The organism is Streptomyces sp. SAJ15 (genome assembly GCF_007595705.1).
In the GTDB taxonomy this organism is placed as follows: Bacteria; Actinomycetota; Actinomycetes; order Streptomycetales; family Streptomycetaceae; genus Streptomyces.
In genome coordinates this window covers 233933-247505 of record NZ_NISY01000008.1, presented here as the reverse complement: position 1 = coordinate 247505, position 13573 = coordinate 233933, and the positions used below count along the sequence as shown (strand labels likewise).

At 74.0% G+C, this 13573-nt stretch carries 12 protein-coding genes; 7 read left to right on the top strand and 5 right to left on the bottom strand.

What is annotated here, in order from left to right:
- Positions 1-154: 154 nt before the first annotated feature.
- From CD790_RS21865 to CD790_RS21845, 5 genes are all read left to right on the top strand, one after another.
- Positions 155-1729, top strand: a complete 1575-nt coding sequence (locus tag CD790_RS21865) for a CitMHS family transporter (RefSeq protein ID WP_144384996.1) — start codon at positions 155-157, stop codon at positions 1727-1729.
- Between the two features lie 219 nt (positions 1730-1948).
- Positions 1949-2914 (top strand): hypothetical protein, encoded by a 966-nt coding sequence (locus CD790_RS21860; protein ID WP_144384995.1) that lies wholly within the window; start codon positions 1949-1951, stop codon positions 2912-2914.
- Positions 2901-3548, top strand: a complete 648-nt coding sequence (locus CD790_RS21855; protein ID WP_144384994.1) for a class F sortase — start codon at positions 2901-2903, stop codon at positions 3546-3548. The genes CD790_RS21860 and CD790_RS21855 overlap by 14 nt, the downstream gene beginning before the upstream one ends.
- Before the next feature lie 156 nt (positions 3549-3704).
- Positions 3705-5123 carry an aldehyde dehydrogenase family protein gene (locus CD790_RS21850; protein WP_144385090.1) on the top strand — a complete coding sequence of 473 codons (1419 nt, stop codon included), beginning with the start codon at positions 3705-3707 and terminating at the stop codon, positions 5121-5123.
- A 164-nt stretch (positions 5124-5287) separates the two neighbouring features.
- Entirely contained in the window at positions 5288-6370 is a 1083-nt protein-coding gene (locus CD790_RS21845) for a zinc-binding dehydrogenase (RefSeq protein WP_144384993.1), read from the top strand.
- A gap of 51 nt (positions 6371-6421) precedes the next feature.
- Here CD790_RS21845 and CD790_RS21840 read toward each other — a convergent pair whose 3' ends face one another.
- Positions 6422-7105: a TetR/AcrR family transcriptional regulator gene (locus CD790_RS21840; RefSeq protein ID WP_144384992.1), complete on the bottom strand. Its 684-nt coding sequence runs from the start codon at positions 7103-7105 to the stop codon at positions 6422-6424.
- A 98-nt stretch (positions 7106-7203) separates the two neighbouring features.
- Between CD790_RS21840 and CD790_RS21835 the strand changes: the two genes are divergently transcribed.
- Together CD790_RS21835 and CD790_RS21830 are read left to right on the top strand one after the other, a co-directional pair.
- A complete protein-coding gene (locus CD790_RS21835) occupies positions 7204-8355 on the top strand; it encodes an acyl-CoA dehydrogenase family protein (RefSeq protein ID WP_144384991.1) in 1152 nt (383 codons plus the stop codon).
- 65 nt (positions 8356-8420) lie between these two features.
- Positions 8421-9047, top strand: a complete 627-nt coding sequence (locus CD790_RS21830) for a TetR/AcrR family transcriptional regulator (protein WP_144384990.1) — start codon at positions 8421-8423, stop codon at positions 9045-9047.
- A gap of 4 nt (positions 9048-9051) precedes the next feature.
- On the opposite strand, the gene CD790_RS21825 is transcribed toward CD790_RS21830, so the two are convergent.
- From CD790_RS21825 to CD790_RS21810, 4 genes are all read right to left on the bottom strand, one after another.
- A complete protein-coding gene (locus CD790_RS21825) occupies positions 9052-9513 on the bottom strand; it encodes a MaoC family dehydratase (RefSeq protein ID WP_144384989.1) in 462 nt (153 codons plus the stop codon).
- Between the two features lie 226 nt (positions 9514-9739).
- Positions 9740-10351, bottom strand: coding sequence for a hypothetical protein (locus tag CD790_RS21820; protein ID WP_144384988.1), 612 nt, complete (start codon positions 10349-10351; stop codon positions 9740-9742).
- 139 nt (positions 10352-10490) lie between these two features.
- Positions 10491-11975 (bottom strand): serine-threonine protein kinase, encoded by a 1485-nt coding sequence (locus tag CD790_RS21815; protein ID WP_144384987.1) that lies wholly within the window; start codon positions 11973-11975, stop codon positions 10491-10493.
- 139 nt (positions 11976-12114) lie between these two features.
- Positions 12115-13527, bottom strand: a complete 1413-nt coding sequence (locus CD790_RS21810) for an erythromycin esterase family protein (RefSeq protein ID WP_144384986.1) — start codon at positions 13525-13527, stop codon at positions 12115-12117.
- Positions 13528-13573 lie beyond the last annotated feature (46 nt).

The window sequence follows — 13573 nt, the reverse complement described above, 5'->3', positions numbered from 1 at the left end:
CCGCGGCGGCGCGCCGGCCCCCCCAACCCGATGACCTGCACTTTTGCGCTTATTGCTCACGCGTCAAGACCTTGTTGGCCCCGATGCGCCGCACCTAACGTCACCTCGACCGCCAAGCCCCGGTGGAGTTCACAGGTGAACGTGAGGTAACCCCATGCTGACTACGCTCGGCTTCGTCATGATCGGCACCTTCCTGGTGCTGATCATGGTGAAGAAGATGTCGCCGCTGGCGGCGCTGGTGCTGATCCCGGCGCTGTTCTGCGTCCTGGTGGGGAAGGGGGCGCACCTCGGCGACTACGTCCTCGACGGCATCGGCGGCCTCGCGCCCACCGCCGCGATGCTGATGTTCGCCATCATCTACTTCGGGGTGATGATCGACGTCGGCCTCTTCGATCCGATCGTCCGCGGCATCCTGCGGTTCTGCAAGGCCGACCCCATGCGGATCGTGGTGGGCACCGCGGTGCTCGCCGCCGTGGTCTCGCTGGACGGCGACGGCTCCACCACGTTCATGATCACCGTCTCCGCGATGTACCCGCTCTACCGGCGGCTGAAGATGAGCCTCGTGGTCATGACCGGCGTGGCCGCGATGGCCAACGGCGTGATGAACACCCTGCCGTGGGGCGGACCCACCGCACGTGCCGCCACCGCCCTCAAGCTCGACGCCAGCGACATCTTCGTCCCGATGATCCCCGCGCTCGCCGTGGGCCTGCTCTTCGTCTTCGTCCTCGCGTACGTCCTCGGCCTGCGCGAGCGCAGGCGGCTCGGCCTGCTCACCCTCGACGCCGTGCCCCGGGCCGCGGAGGTCGACGAGGCCGAGGGGGCCGAGGAGGCCGCGACGGTCGGCGCCGGGAACGTCGCCGCGGCGACCGGGGCGGCCGGCTCCGGAAAGGTGCTGGTGCGGGCCGGATCCGGCGGCTATGGCGCCCGCATCCGGACGACCGGTCCGACCGGGAGCGCGGGCGACGGCGTCGACGCCGCGCCGTGCGAGGCGGGCGAGCGGCACGGCGAGGGCGACGGTCCGTACGGAGCGGGCGGCGACTCCCCCGACGGCGACTCCCTCGACGGCGACAGCTCCGACGGCGACGGCTTCCAGGGACTCGACCCCCGCCGGCCGACCCTGCGCCCCAAGCTGTACTGGTTCAACGCCGCGCTGACCGTCACGCTGCTGACCCTGATGATCATGGAGACGCTGCCGATCCCGGTGCTCTTCCTGCTCGGCGCCGCCGTCGCGCTCACCGTGAACTTCCCGCACATGCCCGACCAGAAGGCCCGCATCGCCGCCCACGCCGAGAACGTCGTCAACGTCTCCGGCATGGTCTTCGCCGCCGCGGTCTTCACCGGCGTACTCACCGGCACCGGCATGGTCGAGCACATGGCCCGCTGGCTCGTCGACGGCATCCCCGACGGCCTCGGCCCGCACATGGGCATCGTGACCGGCGTGCTGAGCATCCCGCTCACGTACTTCATGTCCAACGACGGCTTCTACTTCGGCATCGTGCCGATCCTCGCCGAGGCCGGCGCCGCGCACGGCGTCGACTCCATGGAGATCGCCCGCGCCTCGCTGGTCGGCCAGGCGCTCCACATGTCGAGCCCGCTGGTGCCCGCGGTCTATGTGCTGGTCGGCATGGCGAAGGTGGAGTTCGGCGACCACACCCGCTTCGTGGTGAAGTGGGCCGCCCTCACCTCGCTGGTCGTGCTCGCCGCGGGGGTGCTCTTCGGCATCATCTGACCGTCCCCCCACCCGACGACGACCCGGCCCCCGTTCCCCCGCTCCGGCGAGGAACGGGGGCCGGGTCGTCGTCGGGCGCGTCACCCTCACGCCATGGGCTGATTGAGGGATTATCAGCCTACTCATGGCGTTTGGTCGCTTTTCGACGGCCATGCCGTGCCAGGTTGTCGGATGACTGATCCATATGACAATCCTCACGGGCTGTTAAGGAGCATGCGTGTGACTACCTCACTACCCCTGCCCACCGTCGGTGCCCGTGGCGCGGCGGTGCTGGCCGCCCTGGCCTGCGGAGGCGGCGCCGCCGTCCTCGCCGCTCCGGTCGCCGTCGCCGCGCCGGGCGACAACGGCGTCATCGCGGTACACAGCGCCAGCACGCCCATCGCCGAGCAGCGCAACGAATCCAAGGTCTGCGGCTTCTATCTGGCCGGATACGGATTCGAGAAGGTCCCCGAGGTCACCTGGGCGATCACCCCCATCGCCCGCAGCGCCGGCGCGCGCGGACTGTCCGGGCAGATCAGCCTGGCGGGCGGCACCGGCCGCACCACCAACCTCACGCTGCCGGACGGGCAGTACCGGCTCAACTGGAACTTCGAGGGCCAGACCGCGTCGTCCAAGCGCCAGTCGTTCGCCGTCGACTGCTCCCAGCAGCGCGACCAGCAGCAGCTGCCGCAGACCGGCCAGCAGGGCGCGGGGCAGAGCGGCAGCCAGAACGCCGCGCCGGACCGTCCGCAGAACGCCCCGGCCACCACCTCCGACACCGCGACCGGCACCGCCCCGCGCACCGCCCCCGGCTCCGTCGCCCAGCGGGACGCCTCAGCGGCACCGCGGGACACCCGGCGCGACGACCCGGACGAGACCTCGCGCGAGGAGGACCGGGACGAGGACCGCGACTACCCGCGTGACGACTTCTACGACGACACGGACGGCGGTTCGTACGACGACCGGGACACCACGGACGACGACGAGGGCGGCTACGACTCGCTGGAGGGCGAGTACGACGAGAGCGGCGACGCCCTCCCGCCGCACGGCCCCGTCGGCGCCGGCGGGGGCGGCGCGGCGGAGTCCGAGGGGAGCACCGCTCCCTCGGCGACCCTTGTCGGCGGGACGCTGGCGGTCGGGGCGCTGGGCGCCGTCGGGCTGATCCTGGCCCGCCGCTCCCGCCGCCGCTCGCATGGCGCGGCCTGACGCCCGGCCGACGCCGCTCGGCCAGGGTCGCGTCAGCCGGGTACTGCTGACGGTCGGCGCGATCCTGGCCCTGGTGGCGGGCGGTTGGACGCTGTACCACTCGTCGGCGCCGGTGGTGGCCGTCGACGCCGCGCCGGTCAGGCCGGCGCATCCGCCCCTGCCCCGCTCGCCCGCCACCGCGATCTCCATCCCCGCCGTCTCCCTGGAAGCACCGGTGGTCGGGCTCGGCCTCGACCGGCAGGGCCGGCTGGCCACCCCGCCGATGGACGCCCCGCGTCAGGCGGGGTGGTACGAGCGTGGCGCGTCCCCCGGCGAGCCGGGCACCGCGCTGATGGTGGGGCACCGCGACACCCGTACCGGCCCCGCGGTCTTCCTCAACCTGGCCCAGTTGCGCCCCGGCGACGAGATCGACGTCGACCGCGCGGACCGCAGGACCGCCGTGTTCACCGTCGACGCCGTGCGGACCTACCGCAAGGCGGAGTTCCCGGACGCGCGGGTCTACGGCCACACCGACCGCCCCGAACTGCGGCTCCTCACCTGCGGCGGCCGCTTCGATCCGAAGACCGGCTACGCCGCCAACATCGTCGTCTTCTCCCACCTCACGGGGGTGCGGCCCACGGCGGACCGCAGCTGAGACCCGACCCCTCACCGGGCCGCCTCGGCCGCAACGTGACCGAGGGCACGCCGCGTTGTGCCGTGGCCCGCTGGCACCCGAAAACTACCGGCGTTAGTTTGGCTGCGACAGCGGCTCGCTGACGAACCCACAGCGCCGAAGGGTGACGAGGTGACGATGAAGGCCCACGACGGGATGTACATCGACGGTCGGTGGCGGCCGTCCGCCGGCCGCGATGTGATCGAGGTGGTCAACCCGGCCGACGAGCGCATCATCGGGGTCGTGCCGGCCGGCACGGGGGAGGACGTCGACGCCGCCGTACGGGCGGCCCGCGCCGCCCTCCCCGGCTGGGCCGCCACCCCGCCGGCCGAGCGCGCCGCCCGGCTCGCGGCCCTGCGGGACCAGCTGGCCGGCCGCGCCGACGAGATCACCGACACCATCACCGCCGAGCTCGGGGCACCGCTGGCCTTCAGCCGGCGGGTCCAGGCCGGGGTGCCGGCCGCGGTCTGCGGCTCGTACGCCGAGCTGGCGGCCACCTTCTCGTTCGAGGAGAAGGTCGGCAACTCCACCGTCTACCTCGAACCGGTCGGCGTGGTGGGCGCCATCACACCCTGGAACTACCCGCTGCACCAGGTCGTCGCCAAGGTCGCCCCGGCGCTGGCGGCGGGCTGCACCGTGGTGCTGAAGCCCGCCGAGGACACCCCGCTGGTGGCCCAGCTGTTCGCCGAGTGCGTGGCGGCGGCCGAGCTGCCCGCCGGGGTGTTCAACCTCGTCACCGGCCTGGGCCCGGTGACGGGCCGGGCGCTGGCCGAGCACGAGGGCGTCGACTTCGTCTCCTTCACCGGCTCCACCGCGGTCGGCCGGCAGGTCGGCGCCATCGCCGGCGGCGGCGTCAAGCGGGTCGCGCTGGAACTGGGCGGCAAGTCCGCCTGCGTGGTGCTGCCCGGCGGCGACCTGCGCAAGGCGGTCGAGCGCGTCCTCGCCGACGTCTGCCGCAACTCCGGCCAGTCCTGCGACGCGCTGACCCGGCTGCTCGTCCACGCCGACCACTACGACGAGGCCGTCGCCCTGGCCGCCGAGGCCGTGGCGGGGTTCGTCGTCGGCGACCCCCGCGAGGAGTCCAGCCGGCTCGGCCCGGTCGTCAACGCCGCCCAGCGCGAGCGCGTCCGGGGCTTCATCCGCACCGGCGTCGAGGAGGGCGCGCGCCTGGTCGCCGGCGGCCCCGAGGCGCCCGAGGGCCTCGACCGGGGGTTCTACGTCCGGCCCACCGTCTTCGCCGAGGTGACGCCCGAGATGACGATCGCCCGCGAGGAGATCTTCGGCCCGGTGCTCTCGATCCTGCGGTACGCGGACGAGTACGAGGCGGCGCGCATCGCCAACGACACCGACTACGGCCTGTCGGGCGCCGTCTGGGCCGCCGACGAGGCCACGGCCGCCGCCTTCGCCCGCCGGCTGGACACCGGCCGGGTCGACATCAACGGCGGGCGCTTCAACATCCTCGCGCCCTTCGGCGGATACAAGCAGTCGGGTGTGGGGCGGGAGCTGGGGGTACACGGGCTCATGGAGTACCTGCACACCAAGTCGTTGCAGTTCTGAGCCGGCCGCCGCGCCCAGCCGACCGGGGCCGGGCCCCGCGCCCCCAGCTCACCGGGGCCGGGCCCCCGCGTCCGCCCGAGCAGACCCGGGCCGCCGCGCCCGGGCCCGTACCAGGCGGGCCCGGGCGCGGGGCCGTCCACCGTCCAGGCAACCGAGGAGAGACCGTGGTCCGCGCCGCCGTCCTGCCCGCAGTCAACGCACCGCTGGAGATCGCCGAGATCGAGCTGCCGGACCCGGCTCCGGGCCAGGTCCGGGTCCGGCTGGCCGCCGCCGGGGTGTGCCACTCGGACCTGTCGCTGTCCAACGGCACCCTGCGCCAGCCGGTGCCCGCCGTCCTCGGCCACGAGGGCGCGGGCACCGTCAGCGCGGTCGGCGCGGGCGTCACCGACTGGGCGCTGGGCGACCGGGTGGTGCTCAACTGGGCGCCCGCCTGCGGCGGCTGCCACTTCTGCGGGCTCGGCGAACCCTGGCTGTGCGCCGCCGCCGGCGCCGCCGCCACCGCTCCGTACGCCACCCGCGCCGCGGACGGCGGCGAGCTCTATCCGGGCCTGGGCACCGCGGTCTTCGCCGAGGAGACCGTGGTGCCGCGGAGCGCCCTGCTGCCGCTGCCCGACGGGGTGCCGCTCACCGACGCGGCCCTGCTCGGCTGCGCCGTGCTCACCGGCTACGGCGCGATACACCACGCGGCGCGGGTGCGCCCCGGCGAGTCGGTCGCGGTCTTCGGCGTCGGCGGGGTGGGGCTCGCGGTGCTCCAGTCGGCGCGCCTGGCCGGCGCCGGGCCGATCGTGGCCGTCGACGTCTCCCCGGCCAAGGAGGAGCTGGCGCGGGCCGCCGGGGCCACCGAGTTCGTACTGGCCGGGGACGAGACCGCGAAACGGATCCGCGCGCTGACCGGAGGCCACGGGGCGGACGTCGCCGTCGAGTGCGTCGGGCGCGCCGAGACCATCCGTACCGCCTGGTCCGCCACCCGGCGCGGCGGCCGCACCACCGTGGTCGGCATCGGCGGCAAGGACCAGCAGGTGTCGTTCTCGGCGCTGGAGCTCTTCTACTTCGGTCGCACCCTGAGCGGCTGCGTGTACGGCAACTGCGACCCGGCCCGGGACCTGCCGGTGATCGCCGAACATGTGCGGGCGGGACGGCTCGACCTGGGTTCCATGGTCACCGAGCGGATCGGCCTGGACGGCATTCCGGCGGCCTTCGAGGCGATGCTCGCCGGGCGCGGCGGCCGCGCGCTGGTGGTCTTCTAGGGCGGGTCGGACGCCCGCGGTCCTCCGAAGCGGCCGGGTGCCGCCAGCCCGTTAGGGCCGGTCGGTCGCCCGCCGGCTGCCCTCGGACAGCGCCCGGAAGCGCAGTTCGAGCCCGTCCAACAGCGCCTCCAGACCCAGTTCGAAGGCGCCCTCGTCCACCTGCCGCTGATGGCCCGGCAACAGGTGGGCGCGGCCCAGGTGGGGGTAGTCGGCGGGGTCGTAGGCGCCGGCGTCGTCCACGAAGCCGCGGGCGAAGGAGCCCAGCGCGGACCCGGCGACGAAGTAGCGGAGCAGCGCGCCGACGTGGGTGGCCTGCGCGGGCGGCCAGCCCGCCGCGACCAGGGTGCCGAAGACGGCGTCCGCCATCCGCAGCCCGGCCGGGCGGCGGCCGGGCCCCTGGGCGAGGAAGGGCACGATGTGCGGATGGTCGCTGAGCGCCGCCCGGTAGGAGCGCGCCCATGCGTGCAGCGCCCCGCGCCAGTCGCCGCTGTCGCTGTCGGCGTCGGCGTCGTCCGTGAACATCGACAGGTCGACCTGGGCCACCACGGTGTCCGCGACGGCGTCCAGGATCTCGTCCTTGGTCGTGAAGTGGTTGTACAGCGAGGGTCCGCTGACCCCGAGCTCGGCCGCCAGCCGGCGCGTCGACACCGCCTGCAACCCCTCGGCGTCCACGAGCGCGAGGGCGTTCGCCACGATGCGCTCGCGGCTGAGGAGGGGCTTGCGGGGGCGTGCCATGGCGCACATAGTAGAGGCCGCCCGCAGGAAACTAGCACCGCTAATTTACGCCGTTTCGAGCCCCGCCGCACGGGGCTTCGGGGAAGGGACCGGTCGCCATGGATCTCGCGCTGAGCGCGGAACAGACCGCGGTCCGCTCGCTCGCCAGGGACTTCGTCGACCGTGAGGTCGCCCCGCACGCCGCCGCCTGGGACCGCGCGGAGGCCGTGGACCGCGCCATCGTGCGCCGGCTCGGCGCACTGGGCTTCCTGGGGCTCACCGTCCCCGAGGAGTACGGCGGTTCCGGCGGCGATCACCTGTCGTACGTCCTGGTCACCGAGGAGCTCGGACGCGGCGACTCCGCCGTGCGCGGGATCCTGTCGGTCTCGCTCGGCCTGGTCGCCAAGTCCCTCGTCGCCTGGGGGAGCGAGGAGCAGCGGCGGGAGTGGCTGCCCCGGCTGTGCGCGGGCGAGGCGGTGGGCTGCTTCGGGCTCACCGAGCCCGGCGCCGGCTCCGACGCCGCGCACCTCACCACCCGCGCCGAGCGTGACGGCTCGGACTATCTGATCACCGGCGCCAAGACCTTCATCACCAACGGCACCTGGGCGGACGTCGTCCTGCTCTTCGCGCGCACCGGCCCCGAGCCCGGCCACCGCGGCATCAGCGCCTTCCTGGTGCCCGCGGACGCGCCCGGCCTGACCCGCCGGGAGATCCACGGCAAGCTCGGGCTGCGCGGCCAGGCCACCGCGGAGCTGGTCCTGGACGCGGTCCGGGTCCCCGGCGGCGCCCTGGTCGGCCCCGCGGGCAAGGGCTTCGCGGTCGCCATGTCCGCCCTGGCCAAGGGTCGGATGTCGGTGGCGGCCGGCTGCGTCGGCATCGCGCAGGCGTGCCTGGACGCGGCGGTGGCGTACGCGGGCGAGCGCGAGCAGTTCGGCCGGACCATCGCCCACCACCAGCTGGTCCAGGAGCTGATATCCGACATCGCGGTCGACGTCGACGCGGCGCGGCTGCTGACCTGGCGGGTGGCCGATCTCATCGAGCGCGGCCAACCCTTCGCCACCGAGTCCTCCGTCGCCAAGCTCTACGCCAGCGAGGCGGCGGTGCGCAGCGCCAACAACGCCCTCCAGGTCTACGGCGGCTACGGCTACATCGACGAGTACCCGGTGGGCAAGCTGCTGCGGGACGCCCGGGTGATGACGCTGTACGAGGGCACCAGCCAGATCCACAAGCTGCTGATCGGCCGGGCGCTCACCGGGGTGTCGGCGTTCTGAACGGGGACCGCGGACCGACCGGTGGGGATCTAAGCGCTTGCTCACCCTCCGTGTAGGGTGTCGCCATGGACACGGAGGCGCAGCAGAGCGAGCAGTGGGCCGACGTCACGCCCGACGCGGCCCGGCGGCTGGTGATCGCGGCCGTCGACGCCTTCGCCGAGCGCGGCTACCACGCCACCACCACCCGCGACATCGCCGGTCGCGCGGGGATGAGCCCGGCCGCCCTCTACATCCACTACAGGACCAAGGAAGAGCTGCTCTACCGGATCAGCGGCGTCGGCCACCGGCTCGCCCTGGACATCGTGCGCCGGGCCGCGAGCACCGGTGCCACCCCGGCCGAGCGGCTCGCCTCGGCGGTGCGCTCCTTCGTGCGCTGGCACGCGGAGCACCACACCACCGCCCGCGTGGTCCAGTACGAGCTGGGCGCGCTCAGCGCGGAGCACTACGCGGAGATCGCCGCCCGGCGGCGGGAGATCGACGGCACGGTGCGTTCGATCATCGAGGACGGGGTGCGGGCGGGCGACTTCGCCGTGCCGGACGTCCCCGGCACCACGCTCGCCGTGCTGTCGCTCTGCATCGACGTGGCGCGCTGGTTCAACGCCGAGGGGCGCCGCACCCCCGATGAGATCGGCGAGCTCTACGCCGACCTGGTGCTGCGGATGGTCGGGGCGCCCGGGCCGGCCGCGGCCTGAGCCCTCACAGCGCGAACCGGGTGACGGACTCCGCCACGCACACCGGCTTCTCGCCGCCCTCGCGCTCCACGGTGACCCGCGCCGTCAGCTGGACGCCGTCCGCGACATCGGTGACCTCCGCGATCCGCGCGGTCGCGCGCAGCCGGGAGCCGACCGGGACCGGGGCGGGGAAGCGGACCTTGTTCACGCCGTAGTTGAGGCCCATCCGGACCCCGTCGACGCGCAGCAGCCGCGGCATGAACCAGGGCAGCAGGGAGAGCGTCAGATAGCCGTGGGCGATCGTGGAGCCGAACGGTCCGGCGGCGGCCCGCTCCGGGTCCACATGGATCCACTGGTGGTCGTCGGTGGCCTCCGCGAACCGGTCGATCCGCCGCTGGTCGATCTCCAGCCACTCGGTGGGGCCGAACTCGGTCCCGACCGCGGAGCGCAGCTCCTCGACCGAGGTGAAGATCATGGGCTCTGACATCCGGGTGCCTTCCATGCGGTCGTCCACGGGGCTCGCGCGGCGCGGTCGTGGGAGCCGGCGTGCGCCGGCGCCTGCTAAGCGCTTGCTCAGGATGCTGTTCGCGGCCCCGGCTGTCAACGCGCCCCGACGACACGGGGCGTCGCGGGTGTGAACGCCGCCGGCCCCGCCCCGCGCCCGGTGCTGCGGCGCGCCGCGGGGCCGGCCCCCCGAGGCCGTGGACGGACGGTCACACGCCGGCGTACCGCCGCTCGAACCGGTGGCGCCGGGCGGACGCCAGCGCCTCCAGGGTCAGCACCGGCGCCGGCACCACGATGCCGCAACCCGTGCAGACCGGGCCGGCCGGCGGATAGCGGTCCAGCCCCTCACGCCAGAGGATCCGCTCCTCCGCGCAGATCGGACAGGTGTCGCCGGGCGCGGACTCCATCGCTTCGATCATGCGGCGCAGCACGGCGGCCAGCCGGCCGTGCGGATGCGCCGTGGGACTCTCGCACGGGACGATGTCACACCCGCCCCAGGTGCGCAGATGCCAGTCGTCGACAGCGCTCGGCTGCCGTATCCCCAGGTGTTTCTCCTGCCTGCGCCGCTCGGCGAACTGGGCCTCGTAGCCGAGCCACACCGCGCGGGCCTCCTCCAACTCCTCCAGCGCCCGTATCAGGCGTGCGGGCTCCGGAGACCGGTCCTCCGGGGCGATCCCGGCCCGAAGGCACAGGTGGTGCCAGGTCGCCCGGTGCCCGTAGGGCGCGAACCGCTCCAGGCACTTACGCAGAGCGGTGCGCCGCTGTGCGATGTGTCTGTGAGGGTCGCGGACCTCTCGTGCGAGTGCTCTGAAACCGGCCACTCCATCTCACCTCCGCGAGTGCGGACCCGACTCGTCGTCGAATGGGACGTGGCGCGCCGCGATCCGGATCCATCGAAAACGATTGCGAATGCGGAGGCGGGAACCGCGGCGCGCCCCGTGCCGGGTGGTCACGCCGGGATCAAGGGTGCCCGATCCGCCCGGCGGCGCAGACGATCCGCGCCAACTCCTCATGGCAGATGTCGCTGTGCGCGCCCACCACCGGATCGTCGTCGTCGACCACCGAACCCGCGTCGACGCTGACGCAGCCGTCCGCCGGGAACGGCCCGCGCAGCGCCTCGGCCAGCGTCAGCCGACGGCAGTCGTCCACCGCCTGGATGCCGTCGAAGCCGATGGCCCCCCAGCGCGGGTCGCGCGACAGGAGCGCGGTGGCTGAGTCCTCGGCGTTCCGGGCGGACTCGGCGTTACGGGTGGACTCCGCGCTCCCGGCGGACTCGGTCTGTCGGGAGGAGGAGTCGCGGGCCACCCGGGAGGCGAGGGGGTACAGCACGCCGAGCGCGCTGTCGTGAGCGGAGAAGCAGGAGACCAGCGGTCCGTCCACCCGGCGCTGCGCGCCGTGCAGCGCCCCGCCGCGGTCGGACGCGTGCGGCAGCCGCCCGGCGAAGGCGTAGTGCGAGAAGGCGCCCTGGAGCAGCGTCACCGACTTCACGTTTCGGGCGTCCCGTGGCAGTCCGCGCAGCGCGTACGCCACCAGCCGGGCGCCGAAGCTGTGCCCGACCAGATGCACACGGGTGTCGGGACGGGCGTCGCCCAGCGCGCCCAGCAGCGGGCCGAGGCCCCGCTCGCCGACCGACCCGGCCCTCCGCTTCATCGTGTAGTAGCTGGCCTGGCGGAGCAGTTCGTGGGCGCCGTGCCACAGCCGCTTCAGCCCGCGCCCGAGGAACGCCGAGCGCTCCGCTTCGGGCCCGACGGTCGCGGTGTCGGGCCCGGCGGCCGGGTCGGGGGGCCCGGCGGCCAGGGTGTCGGGCGCGGGGCTCACGGCGGTGCCGGGCAGCTCGGCCAGGGCCGCGGTGAACGTCCGGCACACCGTGAGCGCGTCCTCGCTGAGCATCGCCGGCGGGCCGTCCTCCTCGGCCTCCCCGTCCGTGCGGAAGCCGGCCCGCGCGGTGACCGACCCCGCGGGCGGCTCGACCAGCTCCCGTACCAGCCCGGCGAACTCCTCGAACGCGGCCGGCTCCTCCGGCCGCTCCGCCAACAGGTCCGCGATCCGGTCCAAGGTCTGCTCGCGGTCGGGGAAGACGTCGGCGAGCGCGCGCCGCGTCGCCGGGTCGAGGCGGCCGTCGGGCGGGGTCGCCGGGGCGGCCGTCGATCGGGGGAGGTCGGGAATGGGCTCGTCGGTGAACCGCATCGACGGCCAGATCACGCCCACGTACCCCAGCCGGACGGCGGGCGCGCGGCCGAGGATCCCGGCGAAGGGCGTGAAGAACCGGTCGTAGAGCCGCACGGCGGTCGACCGGTCGTTGTTCCAGCCGTGCGAGAACACCACGAGATCGGTGATCTTCTCGCGTTCGATGCCCCGCACCAGCCGCTCCCGCTGTGCGGCGTCGACGTCGCCGTCGGCGTCGAAGGTGAGCTCCCAGTGCGGCTCGACAGTCATGCCCGCCATGGCCGTCCCCCTCAGGTGGTCCGATGTGCGCGCATCGTCCCAACCTGTCGGGGCGGCGGCCATACGCCACGCAGGCGTTTCCCGCCGGTAACCGGGAGATTCACCCCGCGGCGGCCCCGGACCGCTCCGAGGAGAGGTGTCACTCCGGGAGCAGCTCCGCCGCGCGCATCTCCCGCAGATGGATCAGGACGTCATGGGAGGGGGCCAGCGCGAGGGAACGGTCCGGCTCCGGGTAGGACGTGCCGATGGCGCGTGTCGGTCGCGGCGTCGCCAGCCAGGCGCGCGCCGCGGGCGGCGCGGAGCGCAGGTCCACGACGTAGTCGCGGTGGCGCACCCGGTCCAGGGTGTGCTCGTTGCTCCCCGGAGCGGCGGGGCCGACCGTGTGCGTGGAGATCGCCTTACCCTCGGGGTCGGTGGCCTTGAACGAGCCCCGGTCGAAGGTGAACCCCACACTCACATAGTCGCTGCCGAGCCGGTCCCGCAGGAAGGCGCCCTGCATCCGCGGGTAGCTCCCGGCGTCGTAGCTCTCGTAGGAGACGTGCGCGTTGTGGGCGGAGAGCAGCACCCTGTCCCCGGTCTGCCGCTGCCACCAGGCCGTGTTGTCGGCCATGGCCCGGTCGCGGAAGAGCATGGCGTCCCGCACGCCGGTGGGGTCGGCGAAGTCGAACGCGTACTGCTGGGCGGTCTGGTCGAGGGCGGTCGCATGGCGCACCGCCCAGGCGAACCGCGCCCGCTCCGCCGGTCCGGACCCCGGCCGCCGCGCGCTCAGCAGATCGAGCGCGCGCCGCGTCCGCGCGGCCATCTCCCGCCGCTCGTCCAGCGGCTTCGCCATATACGCGGTCATGTACGCGCGCACGTCGGTGGTGGGGCGCAGGCCGCGGTAGAGCTCGGTGAACTCGGGCAGGAGCGCCGGGTGGGCCTCCCGCACATAGTCGGTCACCCGGTCGTACAGCTCCGGGCCCGCGTAGCCGAAGTCGTCGCCCATGAACTGGACCGGGTCCTTGGGGTGCGCCACGTTGTAGGCGCGCATCCAGCGGAGCAGCGACAGATACTCGTCGTTGTTCCAGAAGCGGTAGGCGTCCTGGAACTCCTCGCGCATGATCCGCCGTGGGTCGCCCTCGCCGCGCAGCACATACGCGTTGAGCCGCAGCCCGGTGCTCCAGGGGGCCTCCAGGGCGAAGCTGCGGAACCCCTGCTGCTCCACCAGATAGCGGAACACCCGGTGCTTCATGGCGAAGAACTCGTGTGAGCCGTGGGTGGCCTCGCCCAGCCCCACCACCTTCGCGTCCCCCACCATGCGACCGAACGGCCGCAGGTCGCTCGACGGGCCGGAGGGCTCGGTGGAGCGCAGCGGGTGCGCGGCGCGTTCGAGGGCGGTGACCGGGTCGGTGTGTGGGGCCGGGGCGGTGGCGGAGCCGTGGGCGGTCGGGGCGGCCCACGGCGCCCGAGAGGTGTGCGGAGATTCGGCGAGGGCGGGGGCGGCCCCGGCGGAGCCGAGCGCCCCCAGGCAGAGGAGGGCGGCGGTCAGGACGGTGGCTCGATGTCGTCGCATGGATCAAGGGTCCCGGCGGGGGAGGGCCCGAACCATCCGGCCAGTG